The 19,268-nt window shown below is 64.6% G+C and carries 20 protein-coding genes; 8 read left to right on the top strand and 12 right to left on the bottom strand.

The window, feature by feature from the left end; translation table 11 throughout:
* Window positions 1–345 precede the first annotated feature (345 nt).
* The 6 genes from sciP (at window position 346) to flbD (ending at window position 5,944) form a co-directional block, all read left to right on the top strand.
* Window positions 346–621, top strand: coding sequence for a CtrA inhibitor SciP (gene sciP, locus AB5K84_RS10900; RefSeq protein WP_002714638.1), 276 nt, complete (start codon window positions 346–348; stop codon window positions 619–621).
* A 180-nt stretch (window positions 622–801) separates the two neighbouring features.
* Window positions 802–2,415: a flagellar basal-body MS-ring/collar protein FliF gene (fliF, locus tag AB5K84_RS10895; protein WP_011089736.1), complete on the top strand. Its 1,614-nt coding sequence runs from the start codon at window positions 802–804 to the stop codon at window positions 2,413–2,415.
* 17 nt (window positions 2,416–2,432) lie between these two features.
* Window positions 2,433–3,524: a flagellar motor switch protein FliG gene (fliG, locus tag AB5K84_RS10890; RefSeq protein WP_011089737.1), complete on the top strand. Its 1,092-nt coding sequence runs from the start codon at window positions 2,433–2,435 to the stop codon at window positions 3,522–3,524.
* Window positions 3,524–4,144, top strand: a complete 621-nt coding sequence (locus AB5K84_RS10885; RefSeq protein WP_011089738.1) for a FliH/SctL family protein — start codon at window positions 3,524–3,526, stop codon at window positions 4,142–4,144. Before fliG ends, AB5K84_RS10885 begins: the two co-directional genes overlap by 1 nt.
* A 3-nt stretch (window positions 4,145–4,147) precedes the next feature.
* Window positions 4,148–4,498, top strand: a complete 351-nt coding sequence (gene fliN / locus AB5K84_RS10880) for a flagellar motor switch protein FliN (protein WP_011089739.1) — start codon at window positions 4,148–4,150, stop codon at window positions 4,496–4,498.
* 60 nt (window positions 4,499–4,558) lie between these two features.
* Window positions 4,559–5,944: a sigma-54-dependent transcriptional regulator FlbD gene (gene flbD, locus AB5K84_RS10875; protein WP_011089740.1), complete on the top strand. Its 1,386-nt coding sequence runs from the start codon at window positions 4,559–4,561 to the stop codon at window positions 5,942–5,944.
* 165 nt (window positions 5,945–6,109) lie between these two features.
* Here flbD and AB5K84_RS10870 read toward each other — a convergent pair whose 3' ends face one another.
* Window positions 6,110–6,442, bottom strand: a complete 333-nt coding sequence (locus AB5K84_RS10870; RefSeq protein WP_028173118.1) for a GYD domain-containing protein — start codon at window positions 6,440–6,442, stop codon at window positions 6,110–6,112.
* Window positions 6,443–6,822: 380 nt separating this feature from the next.
* Between AB5K84_RS10870 and AB5K84_RS10865 the strand changes: the two genes are divergently transcribed.
* Together AB5K84_RS10865 and AB5K84_RS10860 are read left to right on the top strand one after the other, a co-directional pair.
* Window positions 6,823–8,073 (top strand): vanadium-dependent haloperoxidase, encoded by a 1,251-nt coding sequence (locus AB5K84_RS10865; RefSeq protein ID WP_011089742.1) that lies wholly within the window; start codon window positions 6,823–6,825, stop codon window positions 8,071–8,073.
* A 269-nt stretch (window positions 8,074–8,342) separates the two neighbouring features.
* Window positions 8,343–9,491 carry a M20 family metallopeptidase gene (locus AB5K84_RS10860; RefSeq protein ID WP_011089743.1) on the top strand — a complete coding sequence of 383 codons (1,149 nt, stop codon included), beginning with the start codon at window positions 8,343–8,345 and terminating at the stop codon, window positions 9,489–9,491.
* Window positions 9,492–9,604: 113 nt separating this feature from the next.
* Here the strand turns inward: AB5K84_RS10860 and AB5K84_RS10855 are convergent, their stop codons facing one another.
* From AB5K84_RS10855 to opgC, 11 genes are all read right to left on the bottom strand, one after another.
* Window positions 9,605–9,760, bottom strand: coding sequence for a hypothetical protein (locus tag AB5K84_RS10855; protein ID WP_027544964.1), 156 nt, complete (start codon window positions 9,758–9,760; stop codon window positions 9,605–9,607).
* Between the two features lie 96 nt (window positions 9,761–9,856).
* The gene (locus AB5K84_RS10850; protein WP_011089744.1) at window positions 9,857–10,438 is read right to left on the bottom strand and encodes a flavin reductase family protein; all 582 of its coding nucleotides are present in this window, start codon (window positions 10,436–10,438) and stop codon (window positions 9,857–9,859) included.
* A gap of 31 nt (window positions 10,439–10,469) precedes the next feature.
* Window positions 10,470–11,306: an ATP-binding cassette domain-containing protein gene (locus AB5K84_RS10845; RefSeq protein WP_011089745.1), complete on the bottom strand. Its 837-nt coding sequence runs from the start codon at window positions 11,304–11,306 to the stop codon at window positions 10,470–10,472.
* Window positions 11,307–11,326: 20 nt separating this feature from the next.
* On the bottom strand, window positions 11,327–12,133 hold the full coding sequence (ssuC, locus tag AB5K84_RS10840) for an aliphatic sulfonate ABC transporter permease SsuC (RefSeq protein WP_011089746.1): 807 nt from the start codon (window positions 12,131–12,133) through the stop codon (window positions 11,327–11,329).
* Complete coding sequence (gene ssuD, locus AB5K84_RS10835; protein ID WP_011089747.1) at window positions 12,130–13,293, bottom strand: FMNH2-dependent alkanesulfonate monooxygenase; 1,164 nt, start codon at window positions 13,291–13,293, stop codon at window positions 12,130–12,132. Before ssuD ends, ssuC begins: the two co-directional genes overlap by 4 nt.
* Before the next feature lie 16 nt (window positions 13,294–13,309).
* Window positions 13,310–13,432: a hypothetical protein gene (locus AB5K84_RS10830; RefSeq protein ID WP_257784483.1), complete on the bottom strand. Its 123-nt coding sequence runs from the start codon at window positions 13,430–13,432 to the stop codon at window positions 13,310–13,312.
* A gap of 2 nt (window positions 13,433–13,434) precedes the next feature.
* The gene (locus AB5K84_RS10825; RefSeq protein WP_011089748.1) at window positions 13,435–14,385 is read right to left on the bottom strand and encodes a sulfonate ABC transporter substrate-binding protein; all 951 of its coding nucleotides are present in this window, start codon (window positions 14,383–14,385) and stop codon (window positions 13,435–13,437) included.
* A gap of 382 nt (window positions 14,386–14,767) precedes the next feature.
* Window positions 14,768–15,934, bottom strand: a complete 1,167-nt coding sequence (locus tag AB5K84_RS10820) for a cytochrome P450 (RefSeq protein ID WP_038965540.1) — start codon at window positions 15,932–15,934, stop codon at window positions 14,768–14,770.
* 270 nt (window positions 15,935–16,204) lie between these two features.
* Entirely contained in the window at window positions 16,205–16,738 is a 534-nt protein-coding gene (locus AB5K84_RS10815) for a methyltransferase family protein (RefSeq protein WP_197535734.1), read from the bottom strand.
* A gap of 85 nt (window positions 16,739–16,823) precedes the next feature.
* Entirely contained in the window at window positions 16,824–17,273 is a 450-nt protein-coding gene (locus tag AB5K84_RS10810) for an IS5 family transposase (protein WP_051000252.1), read from the bottom strand.
* A 490-nt stretch (window positions 17,274–17,763) separates the two neighbouring features.
* On the bottom strand, window positions 17,764–19,137 hold the full coding sequence (gene opgC / locus AB5K84_RS10805; protein ID WP_038965539.1) for an OpgC domain-containing protein: 1,374 nt from the start codon (window positions 19,135–19,137) through the stop codon (window positions 17,764–17,766).
* Window positions 19,138–19,268 lie beyond the last annotated feature (131 nt).

Below are 19,268 nucleotides of genomic sequence, written 5' to 3'. Positions count from 1 at the left end.
GAAGGCGGGGATCCATAACCACAGAACGTCGTTTTCGCGTGAGACCGTAACCCCGAGTCGTCGTCAAACTGCTCCCTGGGGTTATGGGTCCCGGCCTCGCGCTCCGCGCGCCCCGGGACGACGGTTGAGAGCTTTGCAGCGTCGCGCTCGGCCCCGGTTTGTTAGTAAAGTATTTACTTTCTGCCCCGCCCGGCCGGCTGAAACGCGCTTTCAGCCCTCCGGGCCGGCCGTGTTCCCGCAAGTTTCAACGAGAATTGTATTGAAGCCTTAGGCTTAGCGGATTTTTAAGCCGCCGCGCGTAGGGTTACGGCGTGAGTTCAGTGGTTGAGAGTTTGTGAGTACGCCATGACAGAACCCCATCGCCCGAGGGTAAAATACGTCATCGGGCCGGACGGCAGTCCGCTGACGATCGCAGATCTGCCAGCACCCGGCACCAAACGCTGGGTCATCCGCCGCAAGGCTGAAGTCGTCGCCGCCGTCCGTGGCGGACTTCTCTCCCTTGAGGAGGCCTGCAGCCGTTATACGCTGACGGTCGACGAATTCCTCTCTTGGCAGTTTTCCATCGACCAGCACGGTCTGGCGGGTCTTCGCACCACCCGCATCCAGCAATATCGCCAGTAAGCGATCCGGAAATCTGCGGCTTTTGACGAAAATCGGCCTCGCCCTGCGAGGCCGATTTTTTTCATGACGCGACTTTTGTCCCAGCTCTTAATCTTCGTTAACCATATCGAAACCATCACCTAGGCAATAATTGCCCAGTCGACCGCTCTGGAATGCGGATCGAAGCTTCGGGGCGGTTGCTTGCAAGGTCTTGCGGACTTCTTAAAAGGTATCGGCGCCGCCCGCTTCGGGGCGATGATCGCGGTCACCGCCGCGCTCGTCGGCTTCTTCGCGTTCGTCATCATGCGGGTCACCACGCCGCAGATGACGACGCTGTTCACCGACCTCTCGGTGGAAGATTCTTCCAGCATTATCAAGGACCTGGAACGCCAGGCCATCCAGTTCGAGCTGCGCAATGAGGGCACCATCATCATGGTGCCCAAGGACAAGGTGACGCGGCTGCGGATGAAGCTCGCCGAGGGCGGCCTGCCCAAGGGCGGCGGCGTCGGCTACGAGGTGTTCGACAAGTCGGACGCGCTCGGCACCACCTCTTTCGTCCAGAACATCAATCATCTGCGCGCGCTGGAAGGCGAGCTCGCCCGCACCATCCGTGCCATCGACCGCATCCAGGCCGCCCGCGTCCATCTGGTGCTGCCCGAGCGCCCGCTGTTCTCGCGCGAGGCGCCGGAGCCGTCCGCCTCGATCGTGGTGCGGGTCCGCGGCGCGCTGGAGGCGCAGCAGATCAGGGCCATCCGCCATCTCGTCGCCTCCGCCGTCAACGGACTGAAGCCGCAGCGGGTCTCGATCGTCGACGAGGCCGGCCAGCTGCTCGCCGACGGCGCCGCGACCGATCCGGAGCAGGCGCTCGGCGACGAGCGCCGCACCACCTTCGAGAAGCGGATGCGCAAGCAGGTCGAGGACATCGTCTCCTCGGTGGTCGGGTCGGGCCGCGCCCGCGTCCAGCTCTCCGCCGATTTCGACTTCAACAAGATCACCCAGACCTCGGACAAGTTCGACCCCGAGGGCCGCGTGCTGCGCTCTACCCAGACCCGCGAAGAAAGCAGCATGACCGCCGACAACAACGGCCAGGTCACCGTCAACAACGAGCTGCCGGGCAACCAGCAGAACAACGGCGTCGCGGCCAAGGACCAGAGCAAGAAGACCGAGGAGACCAACAATTACGAGATCTCCCGCACCACCAAGACCGAGGTGACCGAAGCCGGCCGGGTCAACCGCATCTCCGTCGCGGTGCTGGTCGACGGCATCTACAGCAAGAACGACAAGGGCGAGCTGGCCTATCAGGACCGCACCAAGGAGCAGCTCGACCGCATCGCGACCCTGGTGCGCTCGGCCATCGGCTTCGACCAGAAGCGCGGCGACCAGGTCGAGGTCGTCAATCTGCGCTTTGCCGATGCCCCCTCCACCGCCCCGATCGCCGAGCCGTCGGGCTTCCTCGGCATGCTCCAGTTCACCAAGGACGACGTCATGTACTTCGTCGAGCTCGGCGTGATGATGCTGCTCGGCCTGGTCGTGCTGTTCATGGTGATCCGCCCGCTGGTCAAGCGCATCCTGGCTTCCGACGAGGTCGCCGCCGCCATCAGTGGCGTGCTCTCCGGCCCGGCCGCCTCGGACGAGGCCGCGCCGGCCGCCGGCCAGGCGCTGCTGCCCGGCGGCGCCGCCAGCGCGATCGACGTCGCAACCATCCAGGGCCAGGTCCATGCCCAGTCAGTTCATCGTGTCGGCGAGCTCGCCGAACGCAACCCCAACGAAACCGTCGCCATCATTCGCCAATGGCTGACCGAACCCGCGAAATGATCGAGAAGTGAACTGACATGGCCGCCAACCTGCAAAACGCCAACTCCAACGACATCACCAGCGTGATCTCGACGCTCGGCGCCCGCCAGGGCAGCCGTGCGGGCGCCAAGACCGAGGCGGTGGCGGGACCCAAGCGCGCCGCGATCCTGATGCTGGCGCTGGGCGAGCAATACGGCGGCAAGATCTGGTCGATGCTCGACGACGACGAGGTGCGCCAGCTTTCGCTGGAAATGTCGACGCTCGGCACCGTCGAGGTCGACACGGTCGAGGACATGCTGCTCGAGTTCGTCTCGCGCATGTCGGCCTCGGGCGCGCTGATGGGCAATTTCGACGCCACCGAACGGCTGCTCCAGCAATACCTGCCGCCGGAGCGCGTCAACGGCATCATGGACGAGATCCGCGGCCCCGCCGGGCGCAACATGTGGGAGAAGCTTTCCAACGTGCAGGAAGAGGTTCTCGCCAACTATCTCAAGAACGAATATCCGCAGACCATCGCGGTGGTGCTGTCGAAGCTGAAGCCGGAGCACGCCGCGCGCGTGCTCGGCATCTTCCCCGAGGACCTCGCGCTCGACGTCGTCAACCGCATGCTGAAGATGGAAGCGGTGCAGAAGGAGGTGATCGAGAGCGTGGAGAAGACGCTGCGCACCGAATTCATGTCCAACCTGTCGCAGACCCGCCGCCGCGACGCCCACGAGGTGATGGCCGAAATCTTCAACAATTTCGACCGCCAGACCGAAACCCGCTTCATCACCTCGCTGGAAGAGGACAACCGGGAATCGGCCGAGCGCATCAAGGCTCTGATGTTCACCTTCGACGACCTCGTGAAGCTGGATTCCGGCTCGGCCCAGACCCTGATGCGCAACGTCGACAAGGACAAGCTCGGCGTCGCGCTCAAGAGCGCCAACGAGGACGTCCGCAACTTCTTCTTCGGCAACATGTCCTCGCGCGCGGCCAAGATGCTCCAGGACGACATGGCGGCGATGGGCCCGGTCCGTCTGCGCGACGTCGACGAGGCGCAGGCGCTGCTGGTCAACCTCGCCAAGGATCTCGCCGCCAAGGGCGAGATCATGCTGACCAAGAACCGCGCCGACGACGAACTGGTGTATTGATGGCCGCTCCGGCAAAATTCCTGTTCGACACCGACTTCGCCGCGCCGGACCGGACGCGCGAGAAGGCCGCGACCGCGGCCGAGATCGCCCAGAAGGTCGCGGAAGCGGAGGCGCGCGCCTATCAGGACGGCTTTGCCGCCGGCCAGCGCGAGGCCAAGGCCGAGAGCGACCGCCGCGTCGCGCTCGCCATGGAAGAGATCAACATCGCAATCCGGGGCGTCGCCTCGGGCATGGGCAACATCGAGATCAAGATGGAGACCGAGGCGGTCGAGGTCGCGGTCGCGGTGGCGCGCAAGCTGTGCGCCGACCTGGTCGCCGCCGAGCCGCTCGGCGAGATCGTGGCGCTGGTCAAGGACTGCTTCTCGCATCTGGTCGCGACGCCGCATCTCGTCGTCCGCATCAACGACGCGCTCTACGACAGCGCCCGCGAGAAGATCGAGCGGCTCGCCAAGCAGAGCGGCTTCGAGGGCCGGCTGGTGATCCTGGCCGAGCCGGAGATTGCGACCGGCGACTGCCGGATCGAATGGGCCGATGGCGGCGTCGTGCTGGAGCGCGGCGCCATCGCGGCCAAGATCGACGAAATGGTCGGACGCTATATCGCGTCCCGCAGGGGGAGCTAAGCCATGAGCGACACCGACGGACAGGTCCCGCTGCCCGATCTCAACGGCCCGATGCCGCCAACCGGCACCGATGTCGGCTACAACGAGGACGAATATGCGGCGCGCGCCGCCGCCGACCTCGAGGCCGTGTTCGACGTGCCGGTGCAGGTCTCGGCCGTGCTCGGCCGCTCCAAGATGGACGTCGGCGAGCTCCTGAAGCTCGGGCCCGGCACCGTGCTCGAGCTCGACCGGCGCGTCGGCGAGGCCATCGACATCTACGTCAACAACAAGCTGGTCGCCCGCGGCGAGGTCGTCCTGGTCGAGGACAAGCTCGGCGTGACCATGACCGAAATCATCAAGACCGAACGCACGTAATTATTGCGCGAACGCAGGGAATGACGCGCGGCAGCGCGACCAGACGGACAGGAGACTGACATGCGGCTTCTCATCGTTGGCACATTGAAGGGCCAGCTCACCACCGCCACCAAGATCGCGATGGAGAACGGCGCCACCGTGACCCACGCCGAGGATCACGAGCAGGCGATGCGCGTGCTGCGCGGCGGCAAGGGCGCCGACCTCCTGCTGGTCGACGTCGCCCTCGACATCCGCGACCTCGTGATGCGGCTGGAGGCCGAGCACATCCACGCCCCGATCGTCGCCTGCGGCATCACCAACGACGCCCGCGCCGCGGTCGCCGCGATCCGCGCCGGCGCCAAGGAATACATTCCGCTGCCGCCGGATCCGGAGCTGATCGCGGCGGTGCTGGCCGCCGTCGCCAACGATTCCCGCGAGCTGGTCTATCGCGACGAGGCGATGGCCAAGGTGATCAAGCTCGCGCAGCAGATCGCAGGCTCGGATGCCTCGGTGATGATCACCGGCGAATCCGGCACCGGCAAGGAAGTGCTGGCCCGCTACGTCCACACCCGCTCGGCCCGCGCCAAGCGCCCGTTCATCTCGATCAACTGCGCCGCGATCCCCGAGCATCTCTTGGAGTCCGAGCTGTTCGGCCACGAGAAGGGCGCCTTCACCGGCGCGATCGCCCGCCGCATCGGCAAGTTCGAGGAAGCGACCGGCGGCACGCTGCTGCTCGACGAAATCTCGGAGATGGACGTCCGCCTGCAATCGAAGCTGCTGCGCGCCATCCAGGAGCGCGTGATCGACCGCGTCGGCGGCACCAAGCCGGTGCCGGTGGACATCCGCATCATCGCGACCTCGAACCGCAATTTGGCCGAGGCCGTGCGCGAAGGCACGTTCCGCGAGGACCTGCTGTTCCGCCTCAATGTGGTCAACCTGAAGATCCCACCGCTGCGCGAGCGTCCCCTCGACATCCTCGAGCTCGCCCAGCACTTCGTGAAGAAGTACGCCGAAGCCAACGGCGTGCCGATGCGCCCGATCTCGGCGGAAGCGCGCCGCGTGCTCTCGACCAACCGCTGGCAGGGCAACGTCCGCGAGCTCGAAAACACCATGCACCGCTCCGTGCTGATGGCGCAGGGCGACGAGATCGGACCCGACGCGATCCTCACCCCGGACGGCGACCGCCTCGACCTCGCCAAGACGGTACCGGCCGTGGCGCATGCCACGATGGCCGCCGAGCAGGTGACGCGCGCGCTCGTCGGCCGTACCGTGGCCGATGTTGAACGCGACCTGATCCTGGAGACGCTGAAGCACTGCCTCGGCAACCGCACCCACGCCGCCAACATCCTGGGGATTTCGATCCGGACGCTGCGCAACAAGCTCAACGAATACGCCGACGGCGGCATCCCGATTACGCCAGCCGGGACGCCGGGTGAGTACCCGCGGATGCCGATGGTGGGGGCGTAAGGCTTCTGCGAATATCGAGAGGATGCGAATGCCCGGGCTAGGCCCGGGCATTTTCTTTTTGAGGAGAACGCAACCAGTCGCCACACAATAAGTGTCGTCCCGGCCTAGTGCGAATTGCGCACTAGGCTGGGACGACGTTGGGAGATATAGCGCGCCCGCGCGAGTCTACTTGCCCGGCGGAACGTAGGTGCTCACGAGTTTGGAAGCCTTCTCCGCGATGCTCTTGAACTCGCTCATCTTCCAAGCGCGTACGGTTTCGATCTTGGAGACGGCGCCAGCCGCAGCGGCCACCATTCCAATCGCAATGGCATCGGAGCCGTCAGGAAACTCCGTGACGAGCACTGCATCGTGTTGACCAGTGGTCATGAAAGCTCCCTGAAGCTTCCCACCGGCCTTCTCGACCAGCGCGCCGATGGCCGACGTGCGATCGGCCGGCTTGTCGACCATTCCCTTGATACCGGCATTTGAGTATGAGACGTACGAGATGAACAACGGCATGTTTCTCTCCGTTGAGGTTACACCGTGACAATGTCGTCCTAGAAAAGACGCTCTGAAACGAGAGCAAGGCACGGCCTGCCGACGGCATGCGAGCTGCCTTAAAAATTGAGCTACGGACTTCGGCACGTCCAACTGGCAGCTTGCGCCGACTATAGCCGACTGCACAATGCGGCGCGAACGGTAAGCCAAGCCTACCCATTCGGGACGCAACTGTTCTGCCCGCCGAGAAAAATCTGCTCTCGGTTGAACCGCATGCGGCGCGTGAAGCAGTTCACAATCAAACCACATCAAGATCGCTAGAGTCCTCGGGCAGCGCGACGCGACGTCGGCCAGAGCCGCATCGGCCGCGCGATACGTCCTTCAAATCGAAAGGGCACGCCATGAAATGCTCCTCGTGGACCATCTCCCGCCTTTCGCTGATTGTAACGCTGATCGCGGCCTCGGCGTCGCTGGCACGCGCCGACGTGATCATGGACTGGAATGCAAAGGCCGACGCGATCGCTGCCGAGAAGCAAATTCTTCCAGCGCCCCACAGCCGCGTCTTGTCCATGATGCACGTCGCGATGTTCGAGGCGGTCAACGCGATCGACCGCCGGTACGCGCCCTACAAGCTCTCCTTGCCCGCGGATCGTTCGACGTCGCGGGAAGCTGCGGCGGCAGCTGCCGCTCACGAGGTGCTGCTTTCGGTCTATCCGGACCTCAAGCCGGACCTGGATGCGACGCTGTCGAATTCTCTGGCGCCGATTGCCGACGGCGAGTCCAAGATCGCCGGCATCAGCCTCGGGAAAGAGGCCGCGATGCAGATCATCGAGCTTCGTGCGAACGATGGCAGCGCCGCTCCGGAAACTTACCGCCCCCTGACGACACCGGGCGCGTACGTTCCGACCACCGTTCCGCTGTTCTCAACCACGGGCGCGACGACGCCCTGGGTCATGGTTTCCGGATCGCAGTTTCGCCCCGGCCCGCCGCCGGCGCTTGGTTCAGAGGTGTGGACCCGGGATGTCAACGAAATCCGCGAGGTCGGCAGCCGAAGCAGTACAACCCGGACGCCGGAGCAAACGACGATCGGCCGATTCTGGTTCTTTGTCGGTGCCCGCACCTACAATCCGATCGTGAGGCAAGCTGCAATGGCCAAGGGCATGGATCTCGTCGACTGCGCCCGGCTGTTCGCGCTGACGTCAATTGCCGGCAACGACGCCCTCGTTGCGGTGTTCGATGCAAAATACCATTACAATCTCTGGCGACCGATCACCGCCATACGCAACGCCGACCTGACGTCGAATCCGGCGACGCCACGCGACCCGTCCTGGCTGCCACTCGGCGAAACGCCGATGCATCCAGAATATCCCTGTGCTCACTGCATCACGTCGGCGGCGATTTCGACCGTGCTCCAGAGCGTCGTTGGAGATTTCGGCGAGTTTTCGCTGACCAGCTCCACGGCACCAGGTGTCACGCGCAAATGGTCGCGGCTCCAGGACTACAGCGACGAAGTCTCCAACGCCCGCATCTGGGCCGGCTTTCACTACCGGTTCTCGACCGAGGTCGGCAAGGACATGGGTCGGAAGATCGGCGCACTGACCGTCGCGACCCAGCTTCGCGGTGTGGAAGCGATGGCGGAGCCGAAGCGTTAAGGCTGGTGCCCACATCCGCAGTGTCGTCCTGGCGAAGGCCAGGACCCATTACCCCAGAGAGGAGTTTGACGAAGATTCGTCGTCCGGTACTCCTACCGCCCTCCATCGGTAGATTCCGCGGTATGGGTCCTGGCTTTCGCCAGGACGACGATGAGGAGACAGTGTGCGTCCAAACCCGCAGACGGCGGCATGGCCGCACCGCGTTCTCCGACTAGGTCGCGCCTGCGCAAGGCCGTATAACCCCGCGTGAGAACCACACGAGGGTAAACATGTCTGAAGCTCAAATCACGGACTGGCTGGCGTCGCAGCGGCAGGCGATGATCGATCTGTTGCGCGACGTCGTGAACATCGATTCCGGGTCCTATGACAAGGAGGGCGTCGATGCGGTCGGGGCGCGGTTCGAGCGGCACTTCGCCGAGCACGGCATCCCGTTCCGGCGCGAGAGCAACTCCACCTTCGGCGATGCGATTCATGCCGAGGTGACAAAGCCCGGCAGCAACGAGAAGCCGGTGCTGCTGATGGGCCATCGCGACACCGTGTTCGGCAAGGGCGAGGCCGGACGGCGTCCCTTCACGATCCGCGACAACCGCGCCTATGGCCCCGGCGTCGCCGACATGAAATCCGGCGTCGTGATGAACATCTTCGTGGCGACCGCCTTCCACAAGTTCGGCGGCAGCCCGCACCCGATCAAGGTGCTGATCACCTCCGACGAGGAGATCGGATCGCCCTCGTCGCGACCCGTGATCGAGCGCGAAGGTCGTGCCGCGCGTGCGGTGTTCAACTCCGAGCCGGGCCGCCCCACAGGCAACGTCGTCACCGGCCGCAAGGGTGGCATCTTCATGCATCTGGCCATCACCGGCAAAGCTGCGCATTCCGGCGCCAATTTCGCCGCCGGCGTCAGCGCGATCGGCGAGCTCGCGCACAAGATCGTCCAGGTCCACGCGTTGACCAATCTCGACAAGGGCATCACGCTCAATGTCGGCCTCGTCTCCGGCGGCCAGTCCGTCAATACGACGGCGCCCTATGCCGAGGGCCAGATCGATCTGCGCTATGTCGATCCCGCAGACCGCGCCACGGTGATGGCCGCGATCGAGACAATCGTCGCGACCTCCTATGTGCCGGGCACGAGCGCAACGCTGACGATCAAGGGCGAGTTCGTGCCGGTGGTGCAGAGCGAGGCCTCGAAGACGCTGTTCGAAGGTTATCAAGCTGCGGCAAGGCAGGTCGGCCTCACCACGCTCCAGGGCGAGTTCTCCGGCGGCTGCGCCGATTCCGGTTTCACCGCCGCGGTCGGCACGCCGACCATCTGCGGCCTCGGCCCGGTCGGCGGGCTCGCGCACACGCCGGAGGAATATCTCGAGATCGACAGCATCGTGCCGCGCGCGCAGGCGCTGGCGCTGGCGATTCTGAGAGGGTGAATTCGTAACTTCCGTAGGGTGGGCAAAACGAAGCGTGCCCACCATTTCGTTCGCAGCGAAGATGGTGGGCACGGCGCAAGTGCGCCTTTGCCCACCCTACGAGATCTCGGGCGTCACGAATAACTCGGCGCGTCGGGCTTGCGGAAGATGTGGATGGGGTCGCCGGGAATGATCGGCTGGCCGCTGAACATGGCATAGGCGTAGAGCGCGAGATAAGCGATCGCCAGCGCGCCGATGGCGTAGAAGGCCCAGGTCGCGACGCGTTTCATCGTTCCGCTCCGTTGCCGTCCCGGACGGGAGGCTCAGGGCGCTTCTAGAGCGATGACAGGGAAAAGGCCAGCCTGCGTGCTGCCTCTTTGCGGCGATCAAACGCCGCGCCGGGTGCGCGCGGGAAGGCTGACCTCGGCGAGCCTTGCCGCGTCTTCATCCTGGTCGACCGCGACGTACTGGCCGTGCCAATAGGCAAGCGCCGCGGTCCGCGTCGAACTCCTGACGTCCCTGACACGGCCGATGACGATGCCGTGCGAGTGCCGCTCGACGATCTCCTCGACCTCGCAATCGAAGGCCGACAATGCGCCGACCAGCAGCGGGACTCCCGAAACCGCCGTCACCCACCGGGCGCCGGCGAAGCGGTCTGCGCCCTTGAGCCCGCCCTTGCCGGCGAAGCGTTCGGCGACGTCGAGCTGGTCGGCGTTGAGGATGTTCACGCCGAAGGCGCCGTGACGCCGGATCAGCGGGAAGGACGAGGCATCGCGATTGATGCTGACCAGCAGCGTCGGCGGTTCGACCGACAGCGAGGTGACCGAGGTCACCGTCATGCCGCTGATGTCCTTGCCCCGCCCGGCGGTGATGACGCTGACGCCGCCGGTGAGGTGGCGCATGGCGCCGCGGAAATCGGCGGGCGAGACGGGGATTTCAGTCATGAGATCGCGAGGCACTACATTCATGGCGTGGTCCCCGAAGCGGGGTTCCCTCTATTTAGGTACGATCGTCCGCCGACAAAAGGTGGCTCAGGATCGAGCCTTCGAGGCCCGCAAGCTCGACCGAGCCGCGCTCCCGGGGCCGGGCTGCGTTAACCACGACGTCATGGGCGATCCGGCCCTCCTCGATCACCAGCACCCGGTCCGCCAGCGCGACCGCCTCGGACACGTCGTGGGTCACCAGGATCGCGGTAAAGCCCTGGTCGCGCCAGACCCGCTCCAGAAGCCGCTGCATCGAGATGCGGGTCAGCGCATCCAGCGCACCGAGCGGCTCGTCGAAGGCCAGCACGCGCGGACGGGAGACCAGCGCGCGGCCGAGCGCGACGCGCTGCTTCTGGCCGCCCGACAACACCGAGGGCCACTGGTCGCGCTTGTCGGCGAGGCCGACCTCGGTCAGCGCCTTCTCGGCGCGAGCATGCGCATCCTTCGATGCGCGATCGCGGCCGAGACCGACCTCGACATTGGCGAGCACGCGCGCCCAGGGTAATAGCCGCGGCTCCTGGAACATCACGCGGATATCCTCGGGCTGGACGTCACTGCCAAGGCTGATGGTGCCGGCATCGATCTTGTCCAGGCCGGCGATCAGGCGCAGCAGCGTGCTCTTGCCGCAGCCGCTCTTTCCGACGATGGCGACGAACTGGCCGGCCGGGATGTGCAGGTCGATGCCGCGCAGCACCTCATTGTCGCCGAAGGACTTTCGCAGCCCCCGGATGCTGAGCGGCAGGCCGCTGGCCTGCACCACCCGCTCCTCGCGCACCACGCGGGCGTGAGGCGCGAAACTGGCGCGGCTGGCGAGCTCGGTTTCGGGAAGCGAGGTCCGAAGGGCTGTCTGCATGTGATTCCCAGTATTTCTGCTCAACGTTTCTGGAAGGCGGGGTGCCAGGAGAGCGTCGCCCGCTCCAGCACGCGGGAGGCGCTGTCGGCGAGCTTGCCGAGCAGGGCGTAGATCAGGATCGAGAGCACGACGACGTCGATCAGCATGAACTCGCGCGCCTGCATCGCCATGTAGCCGAGGCCCGAGGATGCCGCGATGGTCTCGGCCACGATCAGGGTCAGCCACATGATGCCGAGCGCAAAGCGGATGCCGACGAAGATCGAGGGCAGCGCGCCCGGAAAGATCACGCGGCGGAACAATTCGCCGTCGCTCATGCCGTAGATACGGCCCATCTCGATCAGCTGGGGATCGACGGTGCGGATGCCGTGCAGCGTGTTGAGGTAGATCGGAAAGAACACCCCGAGCGCCACCAGGAACAGCTTTGCGCTCTCGTCGATGCCGAACCACAGGATGACCAGCGGGATCAGCGCCAGGTGCGGCACGTTGCGGACCATCTGGAGCGTGGTGTCGGTGAGCTTTGCCGAGAGCTGCGACAGGCCGTTGGCAAGCCCGAAGGCGAAGCCGATGCTGCCGCCGATCAGGAAGCCGATCGAGGCGCGCCAGAACGAGACCCAGATGTTGCGCGCGAGCTCGCCGGAGAGCAGCAGCTTCCAGCCGGCGAACGCGACGTCGCTCGGCGCCGGCAGCACGCGCGTCGGCACGAAGCCGGTGACGCAGGCGAGCTGCCAGATCGCGACGATGGCGAGCGGCACGATCCACCGCACCAGGCCGCCCGCGCGCGGCAGGCGGACCCGGCGCGGAAGAGAAATACTGTCGATGAGGCTCATGATTGCGATGCCAGCCTGGAGGGACGGTAGTCGTTGCCGACGGTCTCGCCGAACGGACCGCTGTTGTGGTGCAGCCGCGTCACGTTGCTGCCGTGATCGAGCGAGAGCAGCGGGAACACCAGCTCGGCAAAGCGATAGGCTTCCTCCAGATGCGGATAGCCCGACATGATGAACGTATCGATGCCGATATCCTGATACTCCTTGATGCGCGCCGCGACGGTCTGGGCGTCGCCGACCAGCGCCGTGCCGGCGCCGCCGCGCACCAGGCCGACGCCGGCCCACAGGTTCGGGCTAATCTCGAGCTTGTCGCGCTTGCCGCCATGGAGCTGCGCCATGCGCTGCTGGCCGACGGAGTCCATCCGGGCAAAGTTCCTCTGCGCCCGCGCGATGGTGTCGTCGCTGACATGCTTGATCAGCTCGTTGGCCGCACTCCAGGCCTCTTCATTGGTCTCACGAACGATCACGTGCAGGCGAATGCCGAAGGACAGCTTTCGGCCCCGCGCGTTCGCGACCTCCCTCACCCTCGCGATCTTCTCGGCAACCTGGGCCGGCGGCTCACCCCAGGTGAGGTATTTGTCGACGGTATCGACCGCGACATCGATGCCGGCGTCCGACGAACCGCCAAAATAGAGCGGCGGCCGCGGCGACTGCACCGGGGGGAACAGCAGCTTGCCGTCCTCGATGCGGATGTGCTTGCCCTCGACATTGACGGCCTTGCCGCCCAGCAGGTCGCTATAGACGTTGAGGAACTCGCGCGTGACCTCGTAGCGCTCGTCATGGCCAAGGAAGATGCCGTCGCCCTTGTTCTCGACGGGATCGCCGCCGGTGACGACGTTGATCAGGAGCCTGCCGTTGGTGATGCGATCGAGCGTCGCGGTCATGCGCGCGGCCACGCTCGGCGATTGCAGGCCGGGCCGGACAGCCACGAGATAGCGCAGCCGCTCGGTGAACGGCGCGACCGAGGAGGCGACGATCCAGGAATCCTCGCAAGACCGCCCGGTCGGCAGCAGCACGCCGAAATAGCCGAGCTGGTCGGCCGCCTGCGCGATCTGGCGCAGATAGTTGAAGTTGACCTCGCGGCCGCCGGTCGCGGTGCCCAAATAGCGGCCGTCACCATGGGTCGGCAGGAACCAGAGGATGTTGCTTTTGGATTGGCTCATGGATGGGCTCCGATGACTAGCCGTAGGTCGTGCCGACGGCGGCCGCGACGATGCCGACCGACATGACGATGGCTGCGATCACGCGTTGAACGATGCGCCTCATGTCTAGACCTTTTGAAACGGGGAGATTGGTCGGCACGATCAGGCTGCCGGGTTGCGCCAGACGATGTCGCGGATCACGATCGGCTTGGGGATCAGGCCGAGCTTATGGAAGCGGTCGGCGACGCCCTGCTGGGTCGCGACGATGTCGTCGGTGACGGGACCGACCACGAAGGCCGAGCGGTTCGCCGCGATGGTCTGGATCTCCAGGGGAATGCCTGTCACCGCCGCCAGCGATTTGGCGACCTCGTCGCGGTGCTGCTCGGCCCATTTGGCCGTCGCGGTCGTCACGTCGACGATCTGTTGCAGGATGGCGCCGTGGTTCTTCGCGAAGTCGCGGTTGGCGATGTAGAAGGAATTGGTCTTGGTGACCTCGCGCGCGTTGATCAGGATGCGGCCGTTCTGCCTCGTCTCGCCGATCGCAAAGTACGGATCCCAGATCGCCCAGGCCTCGATGCTGCCGTTGGCGAAGGCAGGGCCGGCGTCAGGCGGCGTCAGATAGACCGGGGTGATGTCGGCATAGGTGAGGCCCGCCTTCTCCAGCGTCTGCACCACGATGTTGTGGGCGCTGGAGCCCTTGGTGAAACCGACGCGCTTGCCCTTCAGCTCGGCGATGGAGCGGATCGGCGAATCCTTCGGCACCAGAATGCCCTGGCCGTTGGTGATGGGCTGGCCGGCGGCATAGACGATCGCGGCGCCCGCGGCCTGCGCGAACACCGGCGGGGAATCGCCGACCGCGCCGTAATCGACGCTGCCGACATTCATGGCCTCCATCATTGGCGGGCCGGAGGAGAACTCAACCCATTTCACCTCGATGCCTTGCGGCGTGAAATGTTTTTCCAGGGCGGCCTGCTGGCGCGTGATGACCAGCACACCGTTCTTCTGATAGCCGATACGAATTTCCTTCACCGCGCCTTGCGCGCGGACGCGCGAGGCGACCGCAGCCGCGGCTGCCGTTCCAACGGAAAGTCTCAGAAAGTCCCGACGCTGCATTCAACACTCCCGGCCGCATGCGGCCGTCATTCATTCACGTTGGGAATGATGGTGCGGCTTGCCGGAGGTGTCGAGACACGCGGAAAAATAGCGATGCGAGCACTGCGCGCGTGGCAGGGCGCATGATTAATCTTTCAAGCGGCCGCGATGATGCAGGGAGAATTTTTCCGCACGCGAATGTGAGAGCCGCGGGGATTTGGTGCGACGATGCAGGGCCGGAACATAAAACGTCGAAAACAACCCCATGCACAGTAGCCGACCATAGTCGGATCAATAGCTTACGCGGCAGGCCGAGTCGTTTGACCCGTCGGGCAAGACAGGAGCATGATGGCATGATCGGCGAATGGGAGCTGTTGTGGCGCGAAGCTCCCTTCCAGCCGGCCTAGTGTAGCCATCTCGCCGGCAAATTCTGCAAGCCGCGGAACGCCCAGCCGCCGATCCGCACCGGCTCGTCATCGGCAATCTCGATCCGGCCGGCACGCGCGAACAATGTCGGCAGCGCGACGTCGGCGATCATGGCGCGCGAGGCCCAGGCACCGGCGCAGAAGTGCGGGCCGGCGCCGAACGCCACGCTCTTGCTGGTGTCGCGCCGCACGTCGAACTGGTCGGCGCGCTCGAAATGCTTCTCGTCGCGGTTGGCGGAACCGAACATCAGGAACACGCGCTCATCGAGCTCGAACGCGACGTCGCGGATCGACCATGGCTTTGCGATGCGCCGCGGCGACATGCCGATCGGCGAGATCCAGCGGGCATATTCCTCGAAGGCCTGGAGCCAGGTGACTTCACCACGCCGGACGAGGTCGAGCTGCTCGGGATGGGTCATCAGCGCCCACACCGTGCCGGCGATCGCCTTGCGCGGCTCGTTCTGGCCGCCCGATATCGCGAGCTTTACATTTGCGCGCACGCTTTCCATCGGCATGCCCGACGCGAGGAGCACACCGAGGATGCTTTGATCGGGATTTTTGCGCATGACCGGCAGCATGTCGTCGATCGCCGCATCGATGCCCGACGTCGCGGCATGGCAGCGCGCCTCAACGGCGGGATCGCCGACATAGTTGGCGATGCCCTCGATCATGCCTTGCGACCAGGCGTCCATCTCGGCAAAGCCGATATTGGTGAGGCCGGTGATCGACTTCAGGCATTCGCCGGAGAACGGCAGCGCGAAATCGCGCATGAAGTCGATCCGCCCCGGCTCGATCGCATCAATGATGCGGTCGGCATGGGCCTGGAACAGCGCGGTCCAGTAGCCTTTCACCGTCTTCGGCGACACCGTCGGAAACATCGCCCGGCGTTCGACCTGGTGCGCCTCGCCGTCCTTGCGCATCATGTTGTGGCCCATCAGCCGGTTCATCAGGCCGGCGGGCTGGTGCGAGGAGAACACGTCGATCTGCTTCTCGGAGATCGAGATGTCGTCGCGGCTCGTCAGCAGCGTCGAGCCGAGCTGCGGCACGAAGGCGATCGGCGCCTCCTTGCGCATGTTCGCGAGCATCGGATAGGGGTCGGCCCAGAACGCGGCCGGGTCGATGTCGATGCGCGGCGCGGTGCTCAAGGCGGTCTCCCTGCTGTGTCCCGCCAGACTAGCGCGTTCAGGAGCTGCCGTCTGTCCCCAGCGATTGGGACAGGGGGTGCGCGCACGGTAGCGGGTCCGCATGACCCACAACAGCGGACATCGACAAACGCACAAACAACGTTCGTCAAGGGCCATGAAGCGACAGAGGCGACATTCCAACCGAGCGCCAGACAGCGTGCCTGCTCGCGGCGCCGGTGAAGCGTCCGAGACCGGTCGCGAGCAGCGGCTCGCACAACCGCGGGCCACCGATCATTTCAACCGCCATGGGGTCATCCGCGGTATCCAGCGCGGGACGGCGGCGCGGAACGCCTCGTACTCACTCCCAAACGTCCGCTCGAGCGTGGGTTCTTCGTACGCCACGACGAAGACGTGGAAGAAGAGCCAGAGCAGCGCGCCGTAGACGATGAGGCGCCAATCGCCCATCAGCACCGCTTGACCCAGGATGATGGCAACGACCGCGACGTATATTGGATTACGTACATAACGGTAGAGACCGGTCACCACGAGATTCCGGGTCGGCGCGATGGGCGCGGGGGTGCCGAGACCCTGCAGCGCGAAACGCGCAAATGCGTCAACGAGCCCAGGCACGCCTGCGAGAATCATTATCGCGCCGATGCCGCGCGTCAGCTCCAGACCAAGGAACGGCGGCCGGAATTGCCAACCCGTGATCGACCATGGAACGAGCCCCGCCAGCGTACATGGGGCGACCACGAAGAAAACCGCCGAGCCCAGGACGGCAATGGTTCGTTGCACGGCGGTTCCCGACACTCGCTGCGAGCTCATTCCAAGCTCCCCGTCATGGTTTCCCATCGTCATCCGGGTGCCGACACGCTCGCCATGTTATCCCAAAAGCGGAAACCGCGCACGACTAAAGCCAGAATGCCACGGCGGCAACGAGGCACAGGGCTGAGAAGTAGTTCCGAGCGAGTTTGTCGTAGCGCGTTGCGATGCGCCTGAAGTCCTTGAGCCTGCAGTAGCAGCGCTCGATGACGTTGCGATCCTTATAGGCTTGCTTGTCGTGACGTATGCGTTTCTTCCGATTTGACCGGCCTGGGATTACCGGTTTGATGCCGTCCTTGCGCAGAGACTCGCGGAACGAGTTGCTGTCATAAGCCTTGTCACCGAGCAACTCGGCGATGCCGTCGAGCAGACTGACACATGCCGCCCCGACTGTGCAGTCGGCGGTATTGCCAGGCGTGAGGATCAAGACCCACGGGCGGCACAGCTTATCGACAAGGCCGTGAATCTTGCTGTTGCGCCCGCCCCTGGTGATGCCAATCGCCTGTTCCGACGCCCCCCTTTTCCGCCGCCAGCGCAGCGATGCGCTTTGACATGCGTGCCGTCGAGAGCCATTCGTTCCGGCGGTTCAGCAGGTTCGGCCCGCCGCCTCGAAGATACTCTGCCAAATTCCCCGCGTACTGCCCGTCGCTAAACCAAACCAAGTTCGCCCGCATCTGTTGGCCCCCGATTCGGTTGACCAACCCGTTGAATCTCAACATGGATAATTGGGTCTTAACCCTAGGTCAGCCTGCGCATGCCAGTGGAAAGGGTCTCGTGTGAACCCACCGGGGTGCAGGTCGTAAATACGAGGGCAAACCGGCTGCACTGCCAGTCCGCGCCGAGCGCGGCGCTGGTGGGTGATGTCAGGTTGACCGACAGAAATGCCGCTACGCAGGCCAACGTCACGTACGCCGCGATCAACATCGCTCTCTTGTGGGTCCTTGGTTGAGAAATCATGGCCTTGGCTCCTGTACGATGGCCGGACGATCAAGGGGCAGGCTCCACAGTCCCTTGTCGGTCCTTGTGATCTAATCCACATCCTGACCCGCACTTTTCGCTGGTGGCCCGAAGGCGTGCGCGATTGCTGGCACTGGATCCGCGCCGCAGCCGGACTCGCGCACCGGAGCAAACAGCATCTTTAGTCGATCAACCTTGTCGGCACAGGCGAGTACCGCGGGCGGAATGTCAACGCCGAGTGCCCTGGCTGTCATGGGATTGATGACCAGCTCAGACCTGGTTGGCTGCTCGACGGCCTTCGCATGCAGCTGCTGCCTGGGTTTGATCATGACCAAATGCAGCAGCGCCGCCACCACGATCATCACCAGGACGCCGCCAACACTGAGCGCGATCTGCATCGTCAGCCCCTCCGAAATGTCGAGCAGCGCCATGTGGCTGGCCAGCGTCAGCAGAACGCCAAGGCAGTAGATTGGCAGCGAATTCCGGCCACAGAGAATGGCGCCACGCATCACCGGCGTCGTCAGCCCTCGCCAATCGCGAGGCATGAGCCATACGGTCAAAACTGCAAGGGCCAGAAAATGCAGCAGTCGCAATGGAGCGAGATTCGATTTGTCCATCGGGTAAAACAGCGTCAGGAGTGCCCGAGGGACCAACGCTTCCAACGGTTTGACGCTCCAGCTCAATGCGATGATGAGGCTGATCAGCAGATAAAGAACCGCAGGAACAAGCACGGTGCGTGAGGTCACCCACGGTCGAACTCTCTTGCCCTCGATGATCCACCACGCGCCAAGCACAAGCGGCAGCTGCCAGGCCAGCGGATTAAAGAACCAGTGGCCGTTCGGCCATGCCGGGATGGTCCAGCCGAAGACGTGCACCAGTGCGTAAAGCAGCAGCGACGCGCCCAGCGTTGCGTTCGGAGCTCGCAGCAGCAGCCACAGCAGCGGCGCAAACAAAAGGTGATAAAGCACAAAGAGCGGCAAGATGTCGGTATTCACCGGGCGGTATTGCAGGATCGCCGCGTGCGCGAGCGTCACGCCCGGCTGATCCAACAGAATGCGCGTATTGCTCTTATCGGCAAGAGGGCCGCCGCCTGCGAGGTGAACCACGATGGCGCAGGCGAGGGTAAGCAGTAGAAATGCGACATAAATATCCCAGCTTCGCCACAGCGTCCGGCCGATCACGCCGGTCCAGCCCCCGCTCTGCCGTGCCTTGCCGTAGGACAGCGCGCAGGTCAAACCCGAAAGAAACATGAATACTTCCGCCGCATCGCTGAAGCCGTAGTTGCGCAGCGTCAGCCAACTCCCGATGTTGTTCGGGACATGGTCAAGAAAGATCCACCAGAGCGCGATGCCGCGGCAGGCATCAATGCGCAGATCGCGGCCGTAGCCGTTCAGCTCCGGCACCGCGCCTGCGAATGGCTTCAGGGTGGCAGTTCGATCAAGCATCTGGTTCCCCGTCCGGCGTCCGAACACGTTTCAAGAGGGACCGAAACTGACGAAAAGCATCAGCCGCGCCGAACCCGGCCGCGAATTACGGCGACGCCTGGTAGAACCTCCTGGCGCGGGAGCTGTCGGGT

It is taken from the genome of Bradyrhizobium sp. 1200_D9_N1_1 (assembly GCF_052075915.1).
GTDB lineage: Bacteria > Pseudomonadota > Alphaproteobacteria > Rhizobiales > Xanthobacteraceae > Bradyrhizobium > Bradyrhizobium diazoefficiens.
This window is presented reverse-complemented; position numbering and strand designations above follow the sequence as displayed.

Coding starts and splice junctions, on each gene's coding strand:
- fliN (WP_011089739.1), top strand. CDS start 4,148: ATGAGCGACACCGACGGACAGGTCCCGCTGCCCGATCTCAACGGCCCG.
- AB5K84_RS10860 (WP_011089743.1), top strand. CDS start 8,343: ATGTCTGAAGCTCAAATCACGGACTGGCTGGCGTCGCAGCGGCAGGCG.
- AB5K84_RS10845 (WP_011089745.1), bottom strand. CDS start 11,306: ATGCAGACAGCCCTTCGGACCTCGCTTCCCGAAACCGAGCTCGCCAGC.
- AB5K84_RS10855 (WP_027544964.1), bottom strand. CDS start 9,760: ATGAAACGCGTCGCGACCTGGGCCTTCTACGCCATCGGCGCGCTGGCG.
- AB5K84_RS10825 (WP_011089748.1), bottom strand. CDS start 14,385: ATGCAGCGTCGGGACTTTCTGAGACTTTCCGTTGGAACGGCAGCCGCG.
- fliG (WP_011089737.1), top strand. CDS start 2,433: ATGGCCGCCAACCTGCAAAACGCCAACTCCAACGACATCACCAGCGTG.
- ssuC (WP_011089746.1), bottom strand. CDS start 12,133: ATGAGCCTCATCGACAGTATTTCTCTTCCGCGCCGGGTCCGCCTGCCG.
- AB5K84_RS10870 (WP_028173118.1), bottom strand. CDS start 6,442: ATGCCGTTGTTCATCTCGTACGTCTCATACTCAAATGCCGGTATCAAG.
- opgC (WP_038965539.1), bottom strand. CDS start 19,137: ATGCTTGATCGAACTGCCACCCTGAAGCCATTCGCAGGCGCGGTGCCG.
- AB5K84_RS10865 (WP_011089742.1), top strand. CDS start 6,823: ATGAAATGCTCCTCGTGGACCATCTCCCGCCTTTCGCTGATTGTAACG.
- flbD (WP_011089740.1), top strand. CDS start 4,559: ATGCGGCTTCTCATCGTTGGCACATTGAAGGGCCAGCTCACCACCGCC.
- ssuD (WP_011089747.1), bottom strand. CDS start 13,293: ATGAGCCAATCCAAAAGCAACATCCTCTGGTTCCTGCCGACCCATGGT.
- AB5K84_RS10885 (WP_011089738.1), top strand. CDS start 3,524: ATGGCCGCTCCGGCAAAATTCCTGTTCGACACCGACTTCGCCGCGCCG.
- AB5K84_RS10850 (WP_011089744.1), bottom strand. CDS start 10,438: ATGAATGTAGTGCCTCGCGATCTCATGACTGAAATCCCCGTCTCGCCC.
- AB5K84_RS10815 (WP_197535734.1), bottom strand. CDS start 16,738: ATGAGCTCGCAGCGAGTGTCGGGAACCGCCGTGCAACGAACCATTGCC.
- sciP (WP_002714638.1), top strand. CDS start 346: ATGACAGAACCCCATCGCCCGAGGGTAAAATACGTCATCGGGCCGGAC.